22 protein-coding genes are annotated in these 22,706 nt (G+C 66.3%); 11 read left to right on the top strand and 11 right to left on the bottom strand.

All coding sequences use genetic code 11. The features are described from left to right. Positions 1-37: 37 nt before the first annotated feature. Positions 38-262 (top strand): hypothetical protein, encoded by a 225-nt coding sequence (locus AC5QAH_RS02335; RefSeq protein WP_138984362.1) that lies wholly within the window; start codon positions 38-40, stop codon positions 260-262. A 12-nt stretch (positions 263-274) separates the two neighbouring features. Here the strand turns inward: AC5QAH_RS02335 and AC5QAH_RS02340 are convergent, their stop codons facing one another. Then, a complete protein-coding gene (locus AC5QAH_RS02340; RefSeq protein ID WP_495232052.1) occupies positions 275-667 on the bottom strand; it encodes a DUF3037 domain-containing protein in 393 nt (130 codons plus the stop codon). Next, on the bottom strand, positions 645-1,421 hold the full coding sequence (locus AC5QAH_RS02345; RefSeq protein WP_043398508.1) for a HipA family kinase: 777 nt from the start codon (positions 1,419-1,421) through the stop codon (positions 645-647). Before AC5QAH_RS02345 ends, AC5QAH_RS02340 begins: the two co-directional genes overlap by 23 nt. Positions 1,422-1,659: 238 nt before the next feature. Here AC5QAH_RS02345 and AC5QAH_RS02350 point away from each other — a divergent pair, with 238 nt between their 5' ends. From AC5QAH_RS02350 to AC5QAH_RS02360, 3 genes are all read left to right on the top strand, one after another. Beyond that, complete coding sequence (locus AC5QAH_RS02350; protein WP_010480503.1) at positions 1,660-1,989, top strand: hypothetical protein; 330 nt, start codon at positions 1,660-1,662, stop codon at positions 1,987-1,989. A 167-nt stretch (positions 1,990-2,156) separates the two neighbouring features. Next, the gene (locus tag AC5QAH_RS02355) at positions 2,157-4,619 is read left to right on the top strand and encodes a S9 family peptidase (protein ID WP_019337303.1); all 2,463 of its coding nucleotides are present in this window, start codon (positions 2,157-2,159) and stop codon (positions 4,617-4,619) included. Positions 4,620-4,839: 220 nt separating this feature from the next. Beyond that, entirely contained in the window at positions 4,840-5,160 is a 321-nt protein-coding gene (locus tag AC5QAH_RS02360) for a hypothetical protein (RefSeq protein ID WP_495232053.1), read from the top strand. Positions 5,161-5,170: 10 nt separating this feature from the next. Here the strand turns inward: AC5QAH_RS02360 and AC5QAH_RS02365 are convergent, their stop codons facing one another. Next, positions 5,171-6,154 (bottom strand): hypothetical protein, encoded by a 984-nt coding sequence (locus tag AC5QAH_RS02365; RefSeq protein WP_010480506.1) that lies wholly within the window; start codon positions 6,152-6,154, stop codon positions 5,171-5,173. Between the two features lie 138 nt (positions 6,155-6,292). Between AC5QAH_RS02365 and AC5QAH_RS02370 the strand changes: the two genes are divergently transcribed. Both AC5QAH_RS02370 and AC5QAH_RS02375 read left to right on the top strand, forming a co-directional pair. Next, positions 6,293-7,258 (top strand): DUF2268 domain-containing putative Zn-dependent protease, encoded by a 966-nt coding sequence (locus tag AC5QAH_RS02370; protein ID WP_049482504.1) that lies wholly within the window; start codon positions 6,293-6,295, stop codon positions 7,256-7,258. A 49-nt stretch (positions 7,259-7,307) separates the two neighbouring features. Further along, positions 7,308-8,096, top strand: coding sequence for an SGNH/GDSL hydrolase family protein (locus tag AC5QAH_RS02375; RefSeq protein ID WP_495232054.1), 789 nt, complete (start codon positions 7,308-7,310; stop codon positions 8,094-8,096). On the opposite strand, the gene AC5QAH_RS02380 is transcribed toward AC5QAH_RS02375, so the two are convergent. Further along, positions 8,071-8,955 (bottom strand): LysR family transcriptional regulator, encoded by an 885-nt coding sequence (locus AC5QAH_RS02380; protein ID WP_495232055.1) that lies wholly within the window; start codon positions 8,953-8,955, stop codon positions 8,071-8,073. The two genes, AC5QAH_RS02375 and AC5QAH_RS02380, sit on opposite strands and share 26 nt — an antisense overlap. 105 nt (positions 8,956-9,060) lie before the next feature. Between AC5QAH_RS02380 and AC5QAH_RS02385 the strand changes: the two genes are divergently transcribed. Continuing rightward, complete coding sequence (locus AC5QAH_RS02385) at positions 9,061-10,194, top strand: agmatine deiminase family protein (RefSeq protein WP_191863306.1); 1,134 nt, start codon at positions 9,061-9,063, stop codon at positions 10,192-10,194. 6 nt (positions 10,195-10,200) lie between these two features. Here AC5QAH_RS02385 and AC5QAH_RS02390 read toward each other — a convergent pair whose 3' ends face one another. Then, the gene (locus AC5QAH_RS02390; protein WP_049455453.1) at positions 10,201-10,746 is read right to left on the bottom strand and encodes a thioesterase family protein; all 546 of its coding nucleotides are present in this window, start codon (positions 10,744-10,746) and stop codon (positions 10,201-10,203) included. Positions 10,747-10,815: 69 nt separating this feature from the next. Between AC5QAH_RS02390 and AC5QAH_RS02395 the strand changes: the two genes are divergently transcribed. From AC5QAH_RS02395 to AC5QAH_RS02405, 3 genes are all read left to right on the top strand, one after another. Beyond that, positions 10,816-11,397 carry a TetR/AcrR family transcriptional regulator gene (locus AC5QAH_RS02395; RefSeq protein WP_049455452.1) on the top strand — a complete coding sequence of 194 codons (582 nt, stop codon included), beginning with the start codon at positions 10,816-10,818 and terminating at the stop codon, positions 11,395-11,397. Positions 11,398-11,441: 44 nt separating this feature from the next. Next, positions 11,442-11,822, top strand: a complete 381-nt coding sequence (locus AC5QAH_RS02400; protein WP_049455451.1) for a VOC family protein — start codon at positions 11,442-11,444, stop codon at positions 11,820-11,822. A 266-nt stretch (positions 11,823-12,088) separates the two neighbouring features. Then, positions 12,089-12,577, top strand: a complete 489-nt coding sequence (locus tag AC5QAH_RS02405; protein ID WP_239682790.1) for a hypothetical protein — start codon at positions 12,089-12,091, stop codon at positions 12,575-12,577. Between the two features lie 46 nt (positions 12,578-12,623). On the opposite strand, the gene AC5QAH_RS02410 is transcribed toward AC5QAH_RS02405, so the two are convergent. Both AC5QAH_RS02410 and AC5QAH_RS02415 read right to left on the bottom strand, forming a co-directional pair. Continuing rightward, positions 12,624-14,735 carry a TonB-dependent receptor domain-containing protein gene (locus AC5QAH_RS02410; RefSeq protein ID WP_049455449.1) on the bottom strand — a complete coding sequence of 704 codons (2,112 nt, stop codon included), beginning with the start codon at positions 14,733-14,735 and terminating at the stop codon, positions 12,624-12,626. A gap of 197 nt (positions 14,736-14,932) precedes the next feature. Then, on the bottom strand, positions 14,933-16,369 hold the full coding sequence (locus tag AC5QAH_RS02415) for a serine hydrolase (protein ID WP_049455448.1): 1,437 nt from the start codon (positions 16,367-16,369) through the stop codon (positions 14,933-14,935). A 190-nt stretch (positions 16,370-16,559) separates the two neighbouring features. Between AC5QAH_RS02415 and AC5QAH_RS02420 the strand changes: the two genes are divergently transcribed. Beyond that, positions 16,560-17,228, top strand: coding sequence for a GAD-like domain-containing protein (locus tag AC5QAH_RS02420; RefSeq protein WP_049455447.1), 669 nt, complete (start codon positions 16,560-16,562; stop codon positions 17,226-17,228). A gap of 146 nt (positions 17,229-17,374) precedes the next feature. On the opposite strand, the gene hutU is transcribed toward AC5QAH_RS02420, so the two are convergent. Genes hutU through hutI form a run of 4 tightly spaced genes read right to left on the bottom strand, consistent with a single transcriptional unit; the run spans position 17,375 to position 22,651 of the window. Then, on the bottom strand, positions 17,375-19,042 hold the full coding sequence (gene hutU, locus AC5QAH_RS02425; RefSeq protein ID WP_010480532.1) for a urocanate hydratase: 1,668 nt from the start codon (positions 19,040-19,042) through the stop codon (positions 17,375-17,377). Continuing rightward, positions 19,039-19,893, bottom strand: coding sequence for an N-formylglutamate deformylase (hutG, locus tag AC5QAH_RS02430; protein WP_049455446.1), 855 nt, complete (start codon positions 19,891-19,893; stop codon positions 19,039-19,041). The genes hutU and hutG overlap by 4 nt, the downstream gene beginning before the upstream one ends. Next, a complete protein-coding gene (gene hutH, locus AC5QAH_RS02435; protein WP_049455445.1) occupies positions 19,890-21,431 on the bottom strand; it encodes a histidine ammonia-lyase in 1,542 nt (513 codons plus the stop codon). The genes hutG and hutH overlap by 4 nt, the downstream gene beginning before the upstream one ends. Next, a complete protein-coding gene (hutI, locus tag AC5QAH_RS02440) occupies positions 21,428-22,651 on the bottom strand; it encodes an imidazolonepropionase (RefSeq protein WP_049455486.1) in 1,224 nt (407 codons plus the stop codon). Before hutI ends, hutH begins: the two co-directional genes overlap by 4 nt. Positions 22,652-22,706: the final 55 nt, after the last annotated feature.

Below are 22,706 nucleotides of genomic sequence, written 5' to 3' on the forward strand. Positions count from 1 at the left end.
GTTGACGCTGGGGCAGTTGGCGGACCAGAATCGGGCCATGAGCCGATTCCTTCCCGTGGTGTGTCTGGTCGCCAGCATGGTGCTCCTGCTGCGCGGGGTGCACGTGATACTCAGGGGTGTCCCGGCGATGGCCAGCGAAGGTACCAGTGCTGCGTATGCACAAGGCTACCTGCATGGACAGGCAGCAGCCGGGTGGGTGTTGATTTCCGCTGCGGTAGCCTGTGCACTCATTGCCTGGTACCGGGCGCGCGCCAGGAAGTGAGAGACGGGCGCATCAGCGCGGTACCCGCACCATCTTCGTCATCAAGTGTTCCACCATGCCCGCCGGGTCCGCAGTGCGGCCCACATGCGTGCTCGACATCTGCACGACCGAACTGCGTTTGGCGGTGAGGAAATGGAAGCGCGCACGCGCGGGCAGCTGCGCGATGGGGCCGGCGCTGGCGTCGCCGCGGCAGATGGCCACGATCGCATCCAGCCACGGCTGCAGCGCCTCCTGGTCCAGCGCCGGCGCGAAGGCGCGCAGGCGCGCAGGATCGATGTCGATGGCCGCCTCCAGATGACGCGCGCCAGGACAGGAGACGATCACCCCGACGTTGATGAATTCCTCGCGTTCCACCCGCGGTACCACGCGGATGACCGCGTAGTCATACGTGTGCAGCGTGGGCACGGATGGCCTCCTGCACGAACACCGCACGCACTTTCAGGCGATGCTTGAGATAGTCGATGTAGCCTTGGCGATAGGCCTGCGGACTGTCGAATGCCGGCTCGTTGACCAGCCAGCTGTCCGGCACCAGGCCGACGATGCGCTCGATCTCGGCATCGGTCAGGCGCGCGGCCAGTTCGGCATCCACCTCGGCGATGCGGCTGGCGAACGACAGCAGCACGTGGTCGCGGATCAGCACGAACGGCTTTTCGCAGGCATCGCCGGCGTTGGCCCAGTCGTGATGGAAGTACATGGCCGCACCGTGATCGATCAGGTACAGCTTTCGATGCCACACCATCAGGTTCGGATTGCGCGTGGTGCGATCGACATTGCTGGTGAGCGCATCGAACCAGACGATGCGCGAGGCCAGATCGGCATCCACCGGCATCGCCGCCGGGTCGTAGTTGATCGCACCGGGCAGGTAGTCCAGGCCCAGGTTCAGGCCCTCGCTGGCACGGATCAGCTCCTGGATTTCCGGGTCCGGTTCGGTGCGGGCGAACTCGCGGTCCAGCTCCACGAACAGGATTTCCGGAATCGGCAGGCCCAGCGTGCGCGCCATTTCGCCGGCGATCAGCTCGGCGATCAGCGCCTTCGGGCCCTGGCCTGCGCCACGGAACTTCAGCACGGCCATGCCGTCGTCGTCGGTCTCGACCACGGCCGGCAGGGAGCCACCTTCCCGCAAGGGAGTGATGTAGCGGAGGGCATGTACGGTGCGCATGGGCGCATTCTAGCGTGGTGCGGGTGCAACCCCCTGATCGGCGAGGACCGAGTTCGGCCTTCACCTGTCCCTTCCGCCTGCGATGGCAGCATCGTGCTCCAGGAACCCTTGGGTTCATGGGCGTACTGGCACTCTCGATGTAGAGGCTTCAGGCCGGGCACCTGCTCGACTGCCAGCGACGCGCACTGCGAAGCGGAAACCTCATCCACGATGTCCTGCAGGCTACGGAGGTGCACCGATGAGCGACGAATTCACTCCCATGCTGCCGCCCTTGGACGACGCCAAGGTCGAGGAAATGATCGGCAAGGTCGTACTGGTAGGTGTGACCCGCTATGGCGGCGACGGCCAGGTAAAGGGGCTGGAGCAGTATGCCGGCACGGTGCTGCGCATCAGCGCCGACGAGGGCGTGGTGCTGGCCGACGAGAATGATGGCCACGAGCGCTACCTGCCGCCGATGCTGGACCAGTACCAGCCAGCCGAGCCCGGGGAGTACCGCATGCACACCAGTGGCATGATCGTGGTCGACCCCGACTACCTGGCCACCTGGGACCTGCACGCGCAGCAGTAGTGCCAAGCCATGCCTGGCAGGTGCCGGCAGTTCCCCGGCACCTCCCGGAGCTGCACTTTGCCCCATCCGGCCACTAGCCCTTCCGGCCCATTCACGACAACCCCTGCGGTGCTAGATTCGGGTCCATGCCCGATTCCGGGTACCCATTCACACTCCAGGGGATAAGGATGCTGATCCGTCGAACCTCTCTGGCGGCGGCCGTTGCCGTCGCCACCGCCGGCCTGCTGGCCGCTGGCCCGGCGCTTGCCGACTACGCCAAGCCACCGGAACACCTGCTCAAGGTGCTGAAGGCGCCGCCGCCGCCAGCGCCGAACGTGGCCCCGGGGGGGCAGCGCCTGCTGCTGACCACTGCGCAGACCTACCCTTCGATCAGCCGTGTCGCCCAGCCGTATCTGAAGCTGGCCGGCGTGCGCCTGGAACCGAAGAACCGCAGCCGCCATGACACCCCCGGTGGCTACGGCATTCCGGCCTGCGTGGCCGACTTCACCCTGGTCGATATCGGCAGCGGCAAGGAGACCAAGGTCAACCTGCCGCAGGGCTGCGCCACCGGCGCGCTGTGGTCGGCCGATGGCAGCCACTTCGCCTTCCAGAATGCGGTCGATACCAGCGTGCAGCTGTGGGTGGGCGATGCGGCCACCGGCCAGGTGAAGCAGGTGCCGAACGTGCAGCTGAACCCGATCTTCGGCTACACCGTGCAGTGGCTGGGCGGCAGCCAGAACCTGCTGGTGAAGCTGGTGCCGGCCAATCAGGGCCCGGCGCCGTCCAATGGCGGCGTGCCGACCGGTCCGGACGCGCAGGAGTCGCTGGGCAGCAGCGGCGAAAGCAGCACCTACGAAGCCCGCGACACGCTGACCAGCGTCCATGACGAGAAGCTGTTCGCCTATTACGGTACTTCGCAGCTGGCCGTGGTCGATACCGTCGCCAACCGCGTGCGCCCGGTCGGGCAACCGGCGCTGTTCAATGAAGTCAGCGCCGCGCCCGATGGCGTGCACGTGCTGACCGAATCGATCAAGGCACCGTATTCGCATGCGGTGACCTACCAGCGCTTCGCCAACGACGTGGCCGTGCTGGACATCGCCAGCGGCAAGTCCACGCCGATCGCCAGCCTGCCGCTGGCCGACCGCGTGCCGGTGCACGGCGTACCGGAAGGTCCGCGCGGTTTCGACTGGCGTGCCACCGATCCGGCCACCCTGGTCTATGCCGAAGCGCTGGACAAGGGCGACTGGAAGGTCAACGTGCCGCATCGCGATCGCGTGCTGATGCTGAAGGCGCCGTTCAACGGCAAGCCGGTCGAGATCACCCGCACCGCACAGCGCTTCGAAGGCTTCGCATGGACCGCCGATCCGGCCGTGGCGTTCCAGTTCGAGAACGACGAGAACCGCCACTGGATGCAGACCCGCATCGTCGATGTGGACCAGCCGAAGAAGGAAGGCCGCCTGCTGTGGGACATGTCCAGCGATGAGCTGTACGGCAACCCCGGCAACCTGGTCTTCACCCGCCTGCCGAATGGTGCGCAGGTCGTGCGCCGTGAGGGCAACCATGTGTTCCTCAGCGGCCGTGGTGCCTCGCCGCAGGGCGACCGTCCGTTCCTCGACCGCCTCGACCTCGGCACGCTGAAGAGCGAGCGCCTGTTCCGCAGCAGCGCCGATGCCTACGAACAGTTCCTCGGTTTCAGCAACACGCCGGGGCGCTACCTGACCTGGCACCAGTCGGTGATCGATCCGCCGAATGCCTTCATTCGGCAGCAGGGTGAGGCGGTGGCCGACGCGAAGGCCGGCGAGGCGCAGTTCGCGTCCACCACGACCGCGCTGACCAAGCTGGTCGACCCGACCCCGGAAGTGCGCCAGATCAAGAAGCAGCTGGTGACCTACAAGCGCGCCGACGGCGTGGACCTGTCGTTCACCCTGTACACGCCGCCGGGCTACAAGGAGGGCCAGCGCGTGCCGGCGATCCTGTATGCGTACCCGGCCGACTTCGCCAACGCCGCGCAGGCCGGCCAGGTATCCGGTTCGCAGCAGACCTTCACCCGCCTGCAGCCGTACCGCCTGATGCTGCTGGCCGGCTACGCGATCATCGACAACGCCTCGTTCCCGATCGTGGGTGACCCGAAGAACGCCTACGACACCTACCTGGAGCAGCTGGAAGCCGACGCCAAGGCGGCGGTGGACAAGGCCGTGGACATGGGCGTGGTCGACCGCAACCGCATCGGCGTGACCGGTCACAGCCATGGCGGCCTGATGACCGCCAACCTGATTGCGCACACCAAGCTGTTCAAGGCCGGTGTGGCGACCAGCGGTTCGTACAACAAGACCTTCACCCCGTTCGGCTTCCAGAACGAACGCCGCTCGGTCTGGCAGGCGCAGGACGTGTACCTGAAGGCCTCGCCGTTCTTCTATGCCGACAAGATCAAGCTGCCGCTGCTGCTGGTCCACGGCGAGGACGACGCCAACCCGGGCACCGAGCCGTTCCAGTCGCGCAAGCTCTACCAGGCGATCCGCGGCAACGGCGGCACCACCCGCCTGGTGATGCTGCCGAACGAACCGCACTGGTACACCGCATTGGAATCGAACGAGCAGCTGGTGGCGGAAATGCTGAACTGGTTCGACACCTACGTGAAGAACGCCAAGTAGCGTCGAGCCTGCTCGACCGCTTTGCAGAAGGTCGCCTTCGGGCGGCCTTCCTGCATCCTGCTGTAGAGCCGAGCCCACGCTCGGCTATCCGTTGGCCTGTAAACAGTTGCAGGTGCTATGCAATCAACTGTGGAGACTCGGTAACGACGTGTTACCGGCACATTCGCACGCCGCGCAAATGGTCTAGGCTGAACCTGATAGCTCGTTCCAGGTCGGTGCAATGAAAGCCATCCTTCTTGCTGCAACGTTGTCCTTGGTCCTGGTCTCAACTGCAGGTGCGCAGCCATTGCCCACCGAATTGGCGCAGCTGGGGATCATCGCCGGCATGCCTTACGCCAAGGCCAAGCGCCTGCTGGATGCCGCAGGCTGGCGGGCAAAACCTGCGCAGGGCGCGCCGGAGTCGCTGGACGGCTTTCCGGAAGTCGGATGCCAGAAGGATGGAAGGCAATGTGCGACGATCTTCGAAAAGGACGGTCAACAGATCGCGGTGCGGCTGGGCACTACCCTGGCAGGGCAGCCGTTCGTGCGGAGCGCTGACTGAGTACCCGCCCTCACGCCAGCGGTAGGCGGTCCTGCGCGCGCGACAGCCGGTCATGCAGGTCGCGCACATGTTCTGCCTTGGCATGCACCCGGGTGGTATCGCCGAAACTGCGTAGATAAGCGCAGGCCGCGAAGCCGGCGCTCTTCTTTTCGTACTCCGCAATCCAGGCCAGACGATCCGGGTTGTTGGCCTGTTCGGCGGACCACGCGGCCACCGGCGGGCGGATGCGATAACGCAGGCCGACGCGCCACGGCTTCGGTGTCAGCCGCGCACGGAAGCAGTGCTGCAGTCGGCACATGCGCGCGTACAAGGTGTCGGTGCCCAGTGCCTTGAAGAACGCCTGCAGCTGCTCGTCCTCGGGCGAGAAGGTGGCATGCATCGCCAGCACGCGCAGTCCCGCAGGCGTGCGGTAAGCGCGCAGATGCCAGTCGGGGTGTTGTTCGCTGAAGACTTCCACGCGCCGCAGCGCAAGCCCTTCGGCACCCCCGGCGGCGGCCAGACGCTGCCTGCGGCGCAACAGCAATGCGGCATTGACCAGAACTACCGCCGCCACGCCCAGCACCAGCCCCACCAGCCAGTGCCACAGCAGCGTGCCAGTGACGGCGCCGGCAAGCAGCACGACCGCCGCAACAATGGCCGGCATCACGCAGCCGGCTGGCGGCTGCGCATGGTCGATGTCGGCGAACAGCACGTCCGGGCTGTTGAGGCACAGTGCGCCATAGCTGTTGCGGGTGATGATGACGTCGCCGTCGCGCTGCACGATCTGCTCGCGGATCGGCACGCCCTCCACGCCGTAGTTGCTGCGCACTTCGCGGCGCGGCAGCGCCTGCCCGGCGAGGATGGCATTGAGGGCTTCGTTGGCGCGGCGGTCGGCGTGCACCTGCGCCTCTGCAGGGCCTTCGTCGGACCAGCCGAAGCGGCGCACCACCACCGGCCGGCCACGGAAGCGGGCCTGCAGGCGGGCTTCAGCCCAGTACGCGGGAACGATCATCATCGCGGGGTGCTCCATCTTCCGTGGCAGGTGCCGAATCGAGTCTGGCACAGCGCCGGAGTGCCCGCATCTGCTTGCTGCGGCGGCCGGGCCGGGGTGATAGATTGCGCGCTTCGCCTGCACTCCACCAAGGACGGAGCGATGTCCATGATCCTGCGCGGCCTGTTGGCCCTGGCCTGTGCCGGGGCAGTTGGCATGGCCACGGCGGCGGTACCGGCCGGGCCTCAGATTGTCACTGACGATGTCAGTCGCTTCTACGCGCTGTACGACAACGCAGGTGGCAAACCCAGCGTTGCGCAGTTGCGTGGATACATGGCCGAGGGTTCGGCGGGGCTGGCCGAACTGGCGAAGGCGCGCCGGGTCACCCCCGAGCGCATTGCCGAGTCCATCGCCAACCAGCCGGAACTGTATGCGCAGGGACGAAGCTGCCTGGCCGAACTGCCAGCGGTGAAACAACGCCTGACGCAGGTGTTTTCCAACCTGCAGGCGATCTACCCGCAGGCTGCGTTTCCGCCGGTGACCATCGCGGTGGGCCGTGGCCGTCCGGTCGGGCTGACCTCGAAAAGCGGGGTGATCATCGGCCTGGAAGCGCTGTGCGCAGCCGATTTCATGAATCCCAATGTGCAGGACCGCTTCGTGCACGTGATTGCGCACGAGTACGTGCACATCCAGCAGACGGGCCTGACCGACTTCGAGCCGGGCGACCCGCATGCGACGGTGCTGCGTGTTTCGCTGGGGGAGGGCATCGCCGAGTTCATCGCCGAACTGATTTCCGGCAACGTCGGCAACGGGCGCCACGCGGCCTGGACCCGTGGCCGGGAAGTGCATATCGAAAGCGCGTTCGCGCTGGATCTGGACAGCACCGATCTGTCGCCATGGCTGTACAACTACAAGCCGGGCTCGCAGGAGCCTTACGACCTCGGGTACTGGGTGGGCTACCGCATCGCCAAGGCCTATTACCTGCAGGCCAAGGACAAGCGTGATGCGGTGCGTGCGCTGATCCAGCAGGACAATCCGAAGGCGATCCTCGCTGCCAGCGGCTGGACGCCGGGCATGTGGATGCCGGCGAAAGTCACGGGTGTGGCGGCGCGTACGGCTGCACGCTGAGCACAGGGCGGGGCGTTAGACTGCGGAAGATGATTTCAGGAGTACCCGCATGCGTGGATCTGTTGAGCTTGCCGCTGCCACCGTCGTGACGCTGGGCCTCGCGTTGGCTTCTCCCCTGGGCGCTGCAGAAGCCGTCGCAGTCAATCCGCTGCTGCAGACGCCGATCGACCAGCTGCGCCCCGACGAAGTTCGTTTCATGCAGCAGCGCCTGGCCGATTGGCCGCAGCTGCAACGCTATCGTGACGCGAACGCGCGACTGCCTGCGGCAGTGCCGGGCCAGCCACGCGTAGTGTTCTTCGGTGACTCCATCACCGAGGGCTGGGGCAGGGAAGGCAGTGCCGGTTTCTTCCCCGGCAAGGGCTGGCTCAACCGCGGCATCAGTGGCCAGACCACGGCGCAGATGCTGGTGCGTTTCCCGCAGGACGTGCTGGCACTGAAGCCACAGGTGGTGGTGATCCTGGCCGGCACCAACGACATCGCCGGCAACACCGGCCCGTCCACGCAGGCGATGATCGAAGACAACCTGCACGCGATGATGGAGCTGGCCCGTGCACATGGCATCGCCGTGGTGCTGGCCTCCGTGCTGCCGGTGAGCGAGTACCCGTGGATGCCGGGCACCACGCCTGCGCCGAAGGTGCGCGCATTGAATACGGCGTTGAAGCGCTATGCCGAGGCGAAGCAGCTGGTCTATCTGGACTACTACACGCCGATGGCCAATGCGGCTGGTGGCCTCGATCCGCAGCTGGCCGAGGACGGCGTGCATCCCACGGCGAAGGGCTATGCAGTGATGGCGCCGTTGGCCGAAGCGGCGGTCAAGCGCGCGCTGCAGCAGAAGTAGCTCCCGCGGGCAGACTCGCCAGCAGCCACTCGCAGAAACTGATCACCAGCGGATCGGCCGCGCTGTCCTGGTGCACCAGCCAGCTCCAGCGCGGACCACGCACGCGTGCCTCTTCCAGCGGCTGCAGCAGGCCCTGCTCGCAGGCGCGTGACGCCAGCAGCTCGCTGACCAGCGCGATGCCCAGCCCTTGGCAGGCGGCATCCAGCAGCTGCCCGGGTTCGGAGAAATTCATGCCCTCGCGGCGCTGGCCGACATCGGCGCCGCCCTGCACCTGCCATTGGCTCCAATCCATTTCGCGCTCGCCATGCAGGGTCAGTCGTTCGTTCACCGGTGTGGCGAGCAGGGCCGGATGGCAGGCCGGATAGAGGCGGTCCTGCAGCAGCACGCGGTGCTGGCACTGCGCCTGTGAGTCGAGGTCATCGCGTACCGCTACGTCCAGCGTCTGCGTGGTCATGTCCGGCGCGTCCTCGCTGGTCAGCAGCCACAGGTCGGCACCGGGATGCAGGCGATGGAATCCGGCCAGGCGTGGCACCAGCCAATGGCGCGCAAAGGCCGGGCTGGTGTTGACGATCAGTTGATTCGGCTTGCGGTACTGATCGAGCCGGCGGATGCCACTGGCCAGCTGCCGCAGCAGGGACTGGGTGGTTTCCAGCAGGTCGATGCCGGCGTCGGTGAGGGTGACGCTGCGGCCCTGCCGGAAGAACAACGGCTGCTGCAGCGAGGCTTCCAGGCCCCGGATCTGCTGGCTGATGGCCGACTGGGTCAGATGCAGTTCCTCGGCGGCCCTGTGGAAACTACCCAGGCGGGCGGCGGCCTCGAAACCACGCAACGCGTTCAGCGGTGGCCAATGCTTGAGCATTTCAGGTAAGTAAAACTGTTCAATTGATGGCTGAATCTATCGTTTGTTCTTATGGATGGGCAAGCGCAGCATAGCTTCCATTCCACACCGGCCCTGGAGCCCGTCATGAGCAGCCGTCGTCACTTCCTCACCCAGCTGGCGGGCGCCGCCGGTCTTGGCGGCCTGGCCGCCCTCGGTCTGGCGGGGCTGCCGGCTCGCGTATCCGCAGCGGAGCCAGCTGCGGGCCCCTGGCGCATGCCGGACGAGCACGGGCCGCAGGAACGTGTCTTTCTGGCCTTTGCCGCGCAACCGCGGGTCTGGGGCGCGCAGGCCGATGCGGTGAACACCGCCGTGGCGCGGCTGGCCCGTACCATCGCCCGCCACCAGTCGGTCAGCGTGCTGTGCCGCCCGGAGCAGCTGAAGCAGGCGCAGGACCGCTGCGGCCGCGACAACATCGAGTTCCTCGAGGTGCCGCTGGATGACATATGGGTGCGCGATTACGGCGGTTGCTTCGTCACCAACGACAGGGGCGGGCTGGGGCTGGTCGACTTCAACTTCAACGGTTGGGGAGGCAAGCAGAGCGCACGCAACGATGGCGCGGTGGCGCCCTGGCTGGCACAGGTGACCGGCGCGACGCTGCTGGAAAGCGATCTGGTGGGCGAGGGCGGTGGCATCGAAGTCGATGGCCATGGCACCGCCATCCTCACCGAAAGCTGCTGGGTGAACCGCATCCGTAATCCGGACTGGTCGCGCGCGGAGATCGAGGCCGAGCTGAAGCATCACCTGGGCCTGCGCAAGGTGATCTGGCTGCCCGGCATCGCCGGCGAGGACATCACCGACGCGCATGTGGATTTCTATGCGCGCTTCGTGCGCCCGGGTGTAGTGATTGCCAACCTGGACAATGATCCGGAGTCCTACGACTACGACCTGACCCGCGAACATCTACAGATCCTGCGCGAGGCCACCGATGCCGATGGCCGTCGCCTGCAGGTGCATACGCTGCCGCCGCCGCTGGACGGGCGCGACAACGTGCATACCCGCGACAACGACGATCTGGCGACGGGCTATATCAACTACCTGCCGATCAACGGCGCGGTGGTCGCGCCGCAGTTCGGTGACGACGCAGCCGATGGCTACTGCCGTGAACTGCTGGAGGACTTGTATCCCGGCCGCGTGATCGAACAGGTGGATATCGATGCGATCGCCGGCGGCGGAGGTGGCATCCATTGCGTGACCAAGAACATGCCGAAGGTAGGGTGACGTGCCTCAGGCATCGTCCAGCTTCAACGCGGCATCGGCCGCCAGCAACGCCTCGGCGGCTGCACTGAGCGACGGCGACGGTGGGGTGACCACGCCGATCGCTTCCATCATCTTCGGCATGCCCAGGAACTGGCGCGCGCGACGGTCGTAGATGCCGGTGACCAGCAGCGCACGGGTGGCGATCTTCTGCTCGGGCCCGATCAGCACGCGCTGCTCCATGATGCCGCGCGAGCCGACCCAGCCCACCAGGCGCGTTTCCAGGGTGAAGCGCTGGAACGGCTTGAGTTCGCGGCGGAACTGGATGGTGCCGGCACCGACGATCGGCGCCCACTTCTCGCGCAGCGCCACCCGGCCCAGGCCCATGCGCAGGATCAGGTCCAGCCGGCCCAGATCGAAGATGTTCCAGTAGCGGCCGTTGGTCATGTGCAGGTTGCTGTCCAGGTCGTTGGGCAGCACACGGAACTGCAGGCGCGAGACCCCGAACGGGGCCTCCAGCTTCGGCCGGAACAGGCTGCAAAGCAGCAGATGGAGCAGGCGGAACCAGAGATTCATGGCTATGACGACTGTTATAGAACGGCCGGTACGCTAATCTATGACGACTGTCTTAGCAAGGCGATCGCCGTGAGCCCACGACCCTCTGATGCCCCGCAACGGGTGATTGATGCCGCAGCACAGATGCTGGCGCGGGTAGGCCTCAATGCCACCAGCATTCGTGAGGTGACCAAGCTGGCCGAGGCGCCGCTGGGCTCCACCTACCACCATTTTCCCGGCGGCAAGCAGGAGCTGCTGGCGCGTGCCACCCACATGGCTGGCGACAAGGTGGAAGCGCTGCTGGTGGAGCTGCTGAAGGGCGGGGCGGTGCAGGGCCTGCAGCAGTTCCTGGCAATGTGGCGCGAGCGCCTGCTGCGCTCCGGGTTCCGGGCGGGCTGCCCGGTACTGGCCGCTGCCGTGGAGGAGCCGGTGGAGGCAGTGCCGAGCCAGCCCCGTGCAGCAGCTGCTGAAGTGTTCGCACGTTGGCAGGCCCATCTGGCCGCAGCGTTCATCGCCGACGGCCACGATCCGGTCGCCGCGGGTGGGCTGGCCAATCTGGTGATTGCCAGTGTGGAAGGTGCGGTGGCGATGTGCCGCGCACTGCAGGACATCGCCCCGTTCGACCAGGTGGCCGCGCAGCTGTTGAAGGCAGTCGCGCCACCTGCACGCTAGAATCGGCCTGAACGCACGACTGCGTGCCCGGCAAGGATGTCTGCATGTTGCACCACCTTTCCCTCGGCGTCCGTGACCTCGACGCCGCAGGCCGCTTTTACGATGCCGCACTCGCCACACTGGGGTTTCGCCGGGTTTTCGAGGACGAGACCGCGATCGGCTACGGGTTGGTCGAAGATGAGGACGCGTTGTGCCTGAAGCTGCGTGATGACGCAGCAGCGCCGGGCCCCGGTTTCCACGTGGCGTTCGCTGCGGTGTCCGCAGCGGCCGTGGATGCGTTCCACGCAGCAGCCATGGCCAACGGTGGCACTGACAACGGTGCGCCCGGACTGCGCCCCGATTACGGTGACTCCTACTATGCGGCGTTCGTGGTCGACCCTGCGGGCCATCGCATCGAAGCGGTGACCAAGGCGCGGCCGGCGTGATACAGCCAGGCGTTTCGGCGCCCGCGCGCTGACCGGCCAATCGATCGCCGCAGCGGGGCATGGCTCGCACGGCGCTGGCACCGGGCGAAGTCAGTCCGGCCCAGGTTCCGGCGGCTGTAGCAGCTCGCGCGCATGGCTCAGTCCGGGGTTTTCGTTGCCGGCCAGCACTGCGCTATGATCCGCGCCGAGGCCCGGAACTTGGCCCGGCTTCAACCAACCCTGACAAGGACAAGCGCATGGATGTCGCTGCACGCAGGAACAGGACGTTGTTTCGTTGGATCATGGTGACGCTGCTGGCAGTACTGATGCCGTTTGCAGCGCTGGCGCAGCCCGCAGCCGGGCAGGCCGATGGCGCCGAAGCCGCCACTGCCGCGGAAGAGGCGCAATGCCGCGCCTGCAGTTATGAGCGTATCGGGCACAAAGTCGATATCGGCCTGGTGGCACTGGTGTCGCTGCTGGTTGTGGGCCTGCTGATCGCGGCGTCGCGGGAATGGGGCACCACGTCGCAGCGCTGGACCTGCCGCACGCTGGCTCTGTTGCTGGTGGGCATCGGCCTGGCGTTGTTGTGGTGGGCTGGTAGCGTCGTCTACCTGGGCTACAACCCGTGGCAGGAAATGGCCCCCCCCGGCGATGGTTCGCTTACCTCGACACTGCTCACTACCTCACCGAAGTGGCTGGCGGCGCTGGTGTTGATTGGTTTCGCGCCTTCCATCTGGAAGCGCAGCGAACGCCTGCCGGCCTGGCGTATCGGCTGACCCTGGAACGACGGCGCCGGGTCAGACCCGGCGCCGCCTGCGGCCATCAGTCAAAGCGCCAGCGCACGCCCGCATAGACGCCACGGCCTTCGCCTGGCGTCGAGCGCGCGACATCCTTGCCGGCGTCGTCGTAGCCCGGCGTGACCGTGGCGGCGTAGTGGCGGTTGCCGATGTTGCGCATCTCCGCCCAGGCCTGCCAGCGACCACCGGGTGCCTCGTAGCCGATGCGGCTGCCGAAGATCACGTGGCTGTCGGCCCAGTAGCTGTTGGCGTAGTCCACCGCGATGCGCGAGGCGTATTCGTTGTTCAGCGCGGCGTACAGGCCGGAGACATGATCGAAGCGCAGCTCGGCCTGGTAGCTGTGGCGCGGCAGGCCCGGCAGGCGGTTGCTGCCGAAGCGCGCATCCTGGCGGTAACGGAAATCACTGAAGGTGTACGCCTGGCGCAACGACAGGCGCCCCGGCGCGGCCTGCCACAGTGTGCTGTCCAATCCGGCTTCGATGCCACGGTGCACGGTGGGGCTGGCGTTGTTCTCTGCGATGAACAGGTTCGGTACCGGCTGCAGCTCCACGCTCAACAATTCATGGTTCACGTGGGCGTAGTAGCCGGTCAGTTCCCAGCGACCCAGCGCCGCGTCACCGCGCGCGCCCAGTTCCAGCGTGGTGGCGGTCTGGTTCTGCATCGGCACCGGCGCGCGCTGGCGGCCGGTAGACGGGCCATTGCCCGGCCCGAAGTACTGGTTCGAGCCCCAGATCATCGACCACGGGTGCGGCGCCTCCAACGAACGGCTGAGGTTGCCGAACCACTGCGTCTGCGCGCTGTGCTGCCAGGTGAAGCCCAGTCGCGGCGCGTAGTCCCAGTCGTGGTCGCGCAGGCGGCCGCCGCTGCTCGGCCAGGTCACCTGCACATCGCGACGGGTGTTGATCAGTGCCAGCCCGGTCTGCATGCGCAGGCGGTCGTTGAAGGTGAGGGTATTGCCGACGTGCAGCGTACTGTCGGTGCCGTGGTGGCGGAAGTCACGCGTGCGCGTACCGGCGGCATAGCCGTTGCTGGCAAAGCGCAGCGACTCGCGCACGTCGGCGTCCAGATCGTGGGTGACGCGCAGACCGACCGTGGTTTCGCTGTCCAGGCCGAACAGCTGGTGGCGGCGGCGGTAGTCCAACGTGGCGTTGAGGTTGGCGTAGTCCAGCTGCTGCCGGTACAGGCTCTCGTTCAAGTCCATCGGGTACGTGTGATAGACCAGCCCGGCCTGCAATGAGGAGTCCTCATCGATCTGCAGCGTGGTGACATTGCCCACCCAGGTGCTGCCCGGCTGCGGGCGGCGCGCATCAATGGCCAGGTTGGACGCATTCGCGGCGTGCGGATCGTTGCGGATCTGATCGCGGGTCAGGCGGCCGGGCGTTTCATGATTGGTTTCGCGGTAGCGCACGAAGAAACGCGTCTGCAGATCGGGGGTGATCTGCCAGCCGATGTTGGCCATCGCGCCCTTGCCGTCGCCGCGCGCATGGCGCTGATAGCCATCGAACTCGGTATCGGCGTAGGCCAGGAAGTAATCGACATCGCCATTGACGCCGCCCCAGCTGATGCCGTGCTTCTGGTAGCCACGGCTACCGGCTTCGTAGTGCAGCTGCACGCCGGCCGAATCGCGGCCGCTGCGGCTGACGTAGTCGATGACACCGCCCAGCGCCAGCGCGCCGCGCTCGAAACCATTGGCGCCGCGCAGCACTTCCACGCGTGACAGCCACAGCGGTTCCAGCAGCTCGTAGGGCGTGCCGCCCGGTCCGGTCAGCGGCAGCCCGTCGATCGAAACTGCAATACCAGACGCATGCGCACCCGGGCCACGGTTGATGCCCGAGCCCCGGATCGAGATCTTGGTGCCCTCGTTGCCCGGCGACTGCGCGCTGATGCCCGGTTGGTAGGCCAGCACATCGGCATTGCTGGACAGCCGGCTGTGGGCCTTGGCCACGTCGATGACGTTGCCGGCGCCGGGTACGCGCTTCAGTGCCTCGCGCGCCTGGGCACTGGCATCAGCGGCAGCGGTGACCTGCACGGCATCCAGCGTGGTGGCCTGCGGGGCCGCGGCGGCAGTGGAGGAAAGGCCGAGGGAAACGGCCAGGAACAGCAGTGATCGGGTGGGGCGGTACGACGAGAGCGACATGCGGGAATGCTGTAAACCACGAAAGTGGCGCGCAAGTTAACAGGTCGCGAGCGGTACGTCACCCGTCGCTCGCGTATGGCCGCCCGCAACATCCATGTAGAGCCGAGCCCATGCTCGGCTATCGCGCGCAGCGCGTGCGGGTCTCCTGCGATCGCAACGAAGAGCAGCCAAGCATGGGCTCGGCTCTACAGCAGGGTTTAGAGCGAGGGCTTCGCCAGCGCCTTGGCCTTCGCATACAGCCGATCAGCCGCTTCCCTTTCGCCCAATGCCGCATGGCACTCGGCCAGGCTGTCCCACACATTGGCCGAATCCGGATACAACTCGGCGTTGAGCGCGAACACCTTCAGTGCCTTGCTGGCACCCAGACTCTCGCGGATGGCGTAGCCATCACCATTGATCGCACGTTTCAGTTCGCCGGTGGGAACGCCATTGCTGTCGCGCAGCCAGCTACGCATCAGCGGTTTCGCATCGGCGCTGTCATCCAGCGCGTAGCCGATCAACTGTTCGGACAGCACAGCGTGAGGAAACTCCTGCGGCGCGGCCACCGCCATCGCGCTCTCCACCAGCGTGCTGGACCAGACATTGCGGGCGCTGCCGTTGGTCAGATACACGAACACCCAGTAACCGCTGGCCAACGTGCCCTTGTAGGCCAACCGCGCACGAACGCGGGTGCCGCCATCGTGGCCAACCTGGGTGTAGCCGTCGCTGCGGGTGGTGTCCCATCCCGTGGAGAAGAAATTGTTGCCGCCACCGGCCAGTTTCTGCGGCTGCCAGAGTTTTTCCAGGGTCGCCGTGCGCACCAGCTTGCCGGTCGCAAGCGCCTGCAGGAAACGGTTCATGTCGCCTACGGTGGTCTGCAGATCGGCATGGCCCCAGCCGTAGCCCGGCCAAGGGTCTTCATTGGCGGGCTGCAGTTGGCCGTCCCTGCCGATGTAAGGCACCGCCGCGCGCGTGGCTGGCACGCTGGTGACGCCCCATGAGGTGCTGGTCATCTTGAATGGCTGCAGGATGCGTTCGCGCGCGATGGCCGGGTAGGGCTTGCGATAGTGCGCTTCCAGCAACGCCGTCAGCACCAGGTAGTTGGCCTGGGTGTACTGCACGCGGCTGCCGGTGGCGAACTGCATTGGTGCCGCGCCGGCCACCTTCAGTGCAGCGGCAAGATCAGGGGCTACACCGGGGTAGCCCTTGCTCACCCAGCGGTTGTCCACGCGGTCGTAGTACTCGCCGATACCTGAGCTGTGGTTGAGGAAATCGCGCACGTGGATCGCCTGCCATGCAGTGGGCAGGTCCTGCACATAGCGACTGGCCGGCGCATCCAGATCCACCTTGCCCTGATCGACCAACTGCATCACCAGCGTGCTGGTCAGCAGCTTGGCCATCGATTGCGCGGCAAAAATGGAATCGACGGTGGCCGGTGCGTGGGAGGCCGGGTCACGCTCGCCGCTGGCGCCCTGGTACAGCACCTGTCCGTTGTGGGCGACCAGCACCGCTTGCCCGGCGATGCCGTAGCGCTTGCGGTTGGTCTGCAGTTGGGCTTCGAGCTGTGAAGAGAGGCCGACGGGGAGCCCACGCGCAGAAGCGGGTGGAGCAGCGAACAGGGCGCAGAGCAATGCAGCAGCAAAGGTGCGGTACATCGCGGTGATCCATCAGCGGTGATGGCGCATGTTGCTCAGCGGCGGTCGACGGGTCAAGCGGAGGCGGGCGCCTATGTGAATGCGTGAATTTCCAATGGCCTGTCGTAAACAGCTCTTCGCGACGGATGAGGCACCAGATATAAGAACGCCTCAGTCCAAACCGACGAGATAGCCTTGCATGGGAGGGTTAATGGAGGAGGATGAGGATTTCGCGCTCTTCATCGAGAGCTTCGGAGAGGCAACTGAACACGATCCGGTGCCAGAGACCAGCTTCTCCAAGTGGACGGGCATCTTGCCCGAATCGCTCTTGAGCTATTGGCGTCGGGATGGATGGGCGAACTATGGCAACGGACGCCTGTGGACGGTGAATCCCGAGGACTACGACGGCCTGATGCGCGCGTGGTTGGCCGGTACTCCATTTACACAGATCGATACCTACCATGTGTTTGCCAGAAGCGGGTTTGGACGCCTCTACCTGTGCGGCGAAGCATCAGGTGCGGGCTTGAACATCGATCCAGTCAGCAGTGAAGTGTTTGCTCTTCAGAACTGTTTGAGGCCGAAGTCTCTTGCACGACAGGACGGTGGCATCAAGGCCTTCTTCGCCTGTGCGGAGCTCGACGATTTTGATCTGATGGATGGGGATGAAGAACTGCTCTTCGATAGGGCTGTGAACACTTGTGGGAACTTGCTGGCGGATGAGATGTTTGGCTTTGAGCCAGCGTTGGTTTGCGGCGGAGAATTCACCATTGAGAATGTGCGCAAGCTAAAGATTCAGCCGCACCTGCACATGCTCAGGGAGTTCGCCACACCTGCGTTTCCACGCTATGCGATTGATGTTAAACCGCTGGCCCGGAAGTGATCCGATCAAGTCGAATCATGTAGAGCCGAGCCCATGCTCGGCTGCCTTCCGGTCAGGCGTCGTGACCCTGGAAGCACTGAGCCGAGCATGGCTCGGCTCTACAGGTGCCTTGCGGTAGTGCCGGCCAGTGGCCGGCACCCCTGCGATCAGCCGAGAATCCCCGGCAGATCCAGCCCCTTCTCCTTCGCGCAGTCGATCGCGATCTCATAGCCCGCATCGGCATGGCGCATCACGCCGGTCGCCGGGTCGTTCCACAACACGCGGCCAATCCGCTTCGCCGCTGCCTCGGTGCCATCGCACACGATCACCATGCCGGCATGCTGCGAGAAGCCCATGCCCACGCCACCGCCGTGGTGCAGCGACACCCAGGTCGCGCCGCTGGCGGTGTTGAGCAGGGCGTTCAACAGCGGCCAGTCGGAGACCGCATCGGAGCCGTCGGCCATCGCTTCAGTCTCGCGGTTCGGTGAAGCGACGCTGCCACTGTCCAAGTGGTCACGGCCGATCACCACCGGCGCCTTCAGTTCACCGTTGGCGACCATCTCGTTGAACGCCAGGCCGAGTCGATCACGATCACCCAGACCGACCCAGCAGATACGTGCCGGCAGGCCCTGGAACTTGATCTTCTCGGCAGCCATGTCCAGCCAGCGGTGCAGGTGCGGGTTGTCCGGAATCAGCTCCTTCACCTTGGCATCGGTCTTGGCGATGTCTTCCGGATCGCCGCTCAGCGCCGCCCAGCGGAACGGGCCGATGCCACGGCAGAACAGCGGGCGGATATACGCCGGCACGAAACCCGGGAAATCGAAGGCATTGGCTACGCCTTCTTCCAGCGCCATCTGCCGCAGGTTGTTGCCGTAGTCCACGGTCGGCACGCCCAGCGCGTGGAAGCCGAGCATGGCGCGGATGTGGTTGGCCATCGAGGCACGCGCAGCCTTTTCCACTTCCTTGGGGGCGGAGACACGTTTCTCGTCCCACTGCTCGACGGTCCAGCCCTGCGGCAGGTAGCCGTTCACCGGGTCGTGCGCGGAGGTCTGGTCGGTCAGCAGGTCCGGCTTCACGCCGCGCTTGAGCAGTTCGGCCAGCACGTCGGCAACGTTGCCGAGCAGGCCCACCGACTTCGGCGTTCCGGCCTTGCACGACGCCTCGATCAGGCGCAGCGCTTCGTCAAGATTGTCGGTCCAGGTGTCCAGATAGCCGGTGCGCAGGCGCATGTCGATGCTGCTCTTGCGGCACTCGACGGCCAGGCAGGAGGCGCCGGCCATCACGGCAGCCAGCGGCTGTGCACCGCCCATGCCGCCGAGGCCGCCGGTGAACAGCCACTTCCCGGTCAGGTCGCCACCGAAGTGCTGGCGGCCCATTTCCACGAAAGTCTCGTAGGTGCCCTGCACGATGCCCTGCGCGCCGATGTAGATCCAGCTGCCGGCGGTCATCTGGCCGTACATGGCCAGGCCCTTCCTATCCAGCTCGTTGAAGTGGTCCCAGTTGGCCCAGCGCGGTACCAGGTTGGAATTGGCGATCAGCACGCGCGGTGCATCGGCATGGGTGCGGAACACACCCACCGGCTTGCCCGACTGCACCAGGAGAGTCTGGTCGTCGTCCAGGCGCTTGAGCGTTTCGACGATGGCATCGAAGCTCTCCCAGTCACGCGCGGCGCGGCCGATGCCGCCGTACACCACCAGCTCCTGCGGCCGCTCGGCCACGTCCGGGTGCAGGTTGTTCATCAGCATGCGCAACGGCGCTTCGGTCAGCCAGCTCTTGGCGTTGAGCGTGGTGCCGGTCGGCGCGGCGATGGTGCGGGACGGGTCGTTGCGGGTCATGCGGCGCTCCGGTTCGTAGCGAATTCAAGGCAGGCATTGAGCACCTGCGCCAGGGTGTGGCGCAGTGGTGCGGCGTGGTCGGGGTCGAGCGGGGTGGGCCAGCTGTGTTCGTCCACCTGGTCCGGCAGGGGTTCGTGCATGTAGCCACGGCAGGCCAGCTCCATCTGCAGGCTGTGCACGCCGCCGGCGATGTTGCTGTAGTGGCGGGTGATCCAGCCGCCCTTGAAGCGGCCGTTGCGCACCTGGCTCATGCCACTGATCTTCAGCAGGTTTTCCACCACATCGCTCAAGGCGTTGTCGCAGGACGTGTCGGGTGCGCCGGACGGCCCGGCGGTACCGAGGTTGAACTGCGGCAGCTCGCCATCGAACAGGTGCGGAATATGCGAGCGGATCGAATGCGCGTCGTACACCACCACCGTACCGTGCTGCGCGCGCAGGCGGGTGATCTGTGCGGCCAGCGCATCGTGGTAGGGCAGGAAATACGTGTCGCGGCGCCGCGCGATCTCGGCGTCATCCGGCTCGCGGCCCGCGTGGTACAGCGGCTGGTTGTCGAAGGTGGTCAGCGGGCACAGGCCGGTGGTGTTCTGGCCCGGGTACAGCGACACACCGCTGGGATCGCGGTTGAGGTCGATCACCGAACGTGAGATCGCCGAGCGAACCGTGGTCGCGCCCATGCCGCGCACGAAGTCGTACAGCTCGTGCACCCACCAGTCGGCATCGCGGCGTGCCAGCCACGGCGAGTGGTAGTCGCCGATCAGGTCGTGCGGCAGCTCGCTGCCGGTATGCGGGAAGCTGACGATGAGGGGGGCGTCGCCCTCGTGCACCGTCAGCCATTCGGGATGGGTATTCATGCCTGTGGTTCCACGGTTGGCAGCAGGTCGGTCAGGCCCTGCGCCAGCGCACCACTGCGCACCAGATTCGTGGCGGTTACCATGTCCGGATGGAAGTAGCGGTCTTCTTCCAGCGTCGGCACCTGCGCACGCAGCGTGGCGCGCACGGTTTCCAGCGCGGCACTGGAGCGCAGCGGCGCATGGAAGTCGCAGCCCTGCGCCGCGGCCAGCAGTTCGATGCCGATCACGTTGGCCGCGTTCTCGGCCATCTGCATCAGGCGCCGCGCACCGTGTGCGGCCATCGACACGTGGTCTTCCTGGTTGGCCGAGGTCGGGATCGAATCAACGCTGGCCGGGTAGGCGCGCTGCTTGTTTTCCGAGACCAGCGCAGCGGCAGTCACCTGCGGAATCATGAAGCCGGAATTCAGGCCCGGGCGTGGGGTCAGGAACGCCGGCAGGCCGGACAGCGCCGGGTCCACCAGCATCGCCAGGCGGCGCTCGCTGATCGAGCCGATCTCGCACACCGCCATCGCCAGCATGTCGGCGGCGAAGGCCACCGGCTCGGCGTGGAAGTTGCCGCCAGACAGTGCTTCGCCGGTATCGGTGAACACCAGCGGATTGTCGGACACGCCGTTGGCTTCGATTTCCAGGGTGGTCGCGGCCTGGCGCAGGATGTCCAGCGCTGCGCCCATCACCTGCGGCTGGCAACGCAGGCAGTACGGATCCTGCACGCGTACGTCGTTGTCACGGTGCGACTCGCGGATGCCCGAGCCCTGCATCAGGGTGCGCAGCGTGGCCGCTGTGGCGATCTGGCCGCGCTGGCCACGGATGGCATGGATGCGCGGATCGAACGGGGTGTCCGAGCCCTTGGCCGCTTCCACCGACAACGCGCCGGTGACAAGTGCCGCCTGGAACACGGTTTCGATCTCGAACAGGCCGGCCAGCGCATAGGCGGTGGAGAACTGGGTGCCGTTGAGCAGCGCCAGGCCTTCCTTCGCGCCCAGTTCGATCGGCTGCAAGCCGGCACGCGCCAGTGCGTCGGTTGCGGGCAGGCGTTCGTCACCAATGAACGCTTCGCCGACGCCCAGCATCACGCTGGCCAGGTGCGAGAGCGGCGCGAGGTCGCCCGAGGCGCCGACCGAACCCTGCGCCGGTACTACCGGCAGCACGCTCTTGACCAGCATCGCTTCGAGCAGCAGCAGGGTTTCCTCGCGAATGCCCGATGCGCCTTGCGCCAGGCTGACCAGCTTCAGCGCCATCATCAACCGCACCACGCTGGCCGGCATCGGTTCGCCCACGCCAGCAGCGTGCGAGAGCACGATATTGCGCTGCAGGGTGGCCAGGTCTTCGCGCTCGATGCGCACGCTGGCCAGCTTGCCGAACCCGGTGTTGATGCCATACACCGGTGCGCCTTTGGCGACGATGGCGGCCACCGCCGCAGCGCTGGCGCGCACCACCAGCAGCGCGGCCGGGTCCAGTGCAAGCGGCGCACCGCGATAGACCTGCCGCCACTGGGCGAGAGTGACATGGCCGGGGCGAAGAACCAGGGTGTTGCTCATGTGTTGCTCCAGGAGGCAGGCAGGTCGGGCTGTCCGCGCACCACGCGCGCGTGCAGCGGGTTGAATCCAATGCGATAGACCAGGTCGGCGGGGGCGTCGATGTCCCAGATCGCCAGGTCGCAGTCCATGCCGACGGCCAGGCGGCCGATACGCTCGCCATGGCCCAGTGCGCGCGCCGCTTCACGGGTGAAGCCGGCGATGCACTCATCCACGGTCAGGCGGAACAGGGTCGCGCCCATGTTCATCGCCAGCAGCGGGCTGGTCAGCGGCGAGGTGCCGGGGTTGCTGTCGGTGGCAAGGGCCAGCGGCACGCCGGCGGCGCGCAATGCAGCGACCGGCGGCAGGGTGGTATCGCGGGTGAAATAGAACGCGCCCGGCAGCAGCACGGCCACGGTGCCGGCGGCGGCCATCGCGGCGATGCCGGCGTCATCCAGATGTTCGATATGGTCGGCCGAGAGTGCACCGAAGCTGGCGGCCAGTTCAGCACCATGCTGGTTGCTCAGCTGCTCGGCATGGATCTTCACCGCCAGCCCGTTGGCGCGGGCCGCTTCAAAGACCTGCCGCGCCTGCGCCGGCGAGAACGCGATGTTCTCGCAGAACACGTCCACCGCTTCGGCCAGGCCTTCCGCGGCGATGGCCGGAATCATCACGTCGCACACCTCGTCGGTGTACTCCTGTGCTTCGCGGCCCGGCGGAATTGCGTGCGCGCCGAGGAAGGTGGTCACCACGTTGACCCGGCATTCCTCACCCAATGCACGTGCCACCTGCAGCTGCTTGCGCTCGTCGGGCAGGGTCAGGCCGTAGCCGGATTTGATCTCGAGGGTCGTCACGCCCTCGGCGAGCATTGCCAGCAGGCGCGGCCGGCTTTCGCGGGCCAGCTGTTCCGGTGTGGCGGCACGGGTGGCGCGCACGGTGGAGACGATGCCGCCGCCGGCACGGGCGATGTCGGCATAGCTGACGCCCTGCAGGCGCTGCTCGAATTCGTTGGCGCGGTTGCCGGCGTAGACCAGGTGGGTGTGGCAGTCGATCAGGCCCGGCGATATCCAGCGGCCCTCGCCGTCAATGCGGGTGGTCGGCTTCAGGTGGGCGTCGCTGCCGGCCGGGCCGACATGGACGATGCGGCCGTCGGCGCAGGCCAGCACGCCATCGCGGATGACGCCCAGGCCCTCGCCATCGAGGGTGATCAGGTGGACGTTGGACCAGAGGGTTTCGACGTGCATGGCATCCACAACGCGGCTGTGCTTATATGTCTATACAATATAGGCGTCCATTTCG

It is taken from the genome of Stenotrophomonas sp. YJH_SMC_43, from assembly GCF_059372535.1.

Excerpts from the sequence above, each read along its gene's own strand:
- AC5QAH_RS02335 (WP_138984362.1), top strand. The coding sequence starts at position 38 with ATGAGCCGATTCCTTCCCGTGGTGTGTCTGGTCGCCAGCATGGTGCTC.
- AC5QAH_RS02345 (WP_043398508.1), bottom strand. The coding sequence starts at position 1,421 with ATGCGCACCGTACATGCCCTCCGCTACATCACTCCCTTGCGGGAAGGT.
- AC5QAH_RS02350 (WP_010480503.1), top strand. The coding sequence starts at position 1,660 with ATGAGCGACGAATTCACTCCCATGCTGCCGCCCTTGGACGACGCCAAG.
- AC5QAH_RS02355 (WP_019337303.1), top strand. The coding sequence starts at position 2,157 with ATGCTGATCCGTCGAACCTCTCTGGCGGCGGCCGTTGCCGTCGCCACC.
- AC5QAH_RS02360 (WP_495232053.1), top strand. The coding sequence starts at position 4,840 with ATGAAAGCCATCCTTCTTGCTGCAACGTTGTCCTTGGTCCTGGTCTCA.
- AC5QAH_RS02365 (WP_010480506.1), bottom strand. The coding sequence starts at position 6,154 with ATGATGATCGTTCCCGCGTACTGGGCTGAAGCCCGCCTGCAGGCCCGC.
- AC5QAH_RS02370 (WP_049482504.1), top strand. The coding sequence starts at position 6,293 with ATGTCCATGATCCTGCGCGGCCTGTTGGCCCTGGCCTGTGCCGGGGCA.
- AC5QAH_RS02375 (WP_495232054.1), top strand. The coding sequence starts at position 7,308 with ATGCGTGGATCTGTTGAGCTTGCCGCTGCCACCGTCGTGACGCTGGGC.
- AC5QAH_RS02380 (WP_495232055.1), bottom strand. The coding sequence starts at position 8,955 with ATGCTCAAGCATTGGCCACCGCTGAACGCGTTGCGTGGTTTCGAGGCC.
- AC5QAH_RS02385 (WP_191863306.1), top strand. The coding sequence starts at position 9,061 with ATGAGCAGCCGTCGTCACTTCCTCACCCAGCTGGCGGGCGCCGCCGGT.
- AC5QAH_RS02390 (WP_049455453.1), bottom strand. The coding sequence starts at position 10,746 with ATGAATCTCTGGTTCCGCCTGCTCCATCTGCTGCTTTGCAGCCTGTTC.
- AC5QAH_RS02400 (WP_049455451.1), top strand. The coding sequence starts at position 11,442 with ATGTTGCACCACCTTTCCCTCGGCGTCCGTGACCTCGACGCCGCAGGC.
- AC5QAH_RS02410 (WP_049455449.1), bottom strand. The coding sequence starts at position 14,735 with ATGTCGCTCTCGTCGTACCGCCCCACCCGATCACTGCTGTTCCTGGCC.
- AC5QAH_RS02415 (WP_049455448.1), bottom strand. The coding sequence starts at position 16,369 with ATGTACCGCACCTTTGCTGCTGCATTGCTCTGCGCCCTGTTCGCTGCT.
- AC5QAH_RS02420 (WP_049455447.1), top strand. The coding sequence starts at position 16,560 with ATGGAGGAGGATGAGGATTTCGCGCTCTTCATCGAGAGCTTCGGAGAG.
- hutU (WP_010480532.1), bottom strand. The coding sequence starts at position 19,042 with ATGACCCGCAACGACCCGTCCCGCACCATCGCCGCGCCGACCGGCACC.
- hutG (WP_049455446.1), bottom strand. The coding sequence starts at position 19,893 with ATGAATACCCATCCCGAATGGCTGACGGTGCACGAGGGCGACGCCCCC.
- hutH (WP_049455445.1), bottom strand. The coding sequence starts at position 21,431 with ATGAGCAACACCCTGGTTCTTCGCCCCGGCCATGTCACTCTCGCCCAG.
- hutI (WP_049455486.1), bottom strand. The coding sequence starts at position 22,651 with ATGCACGTCGAAACCCTCTGGTCCAACGTCCACCTGATCACCCTCGAT.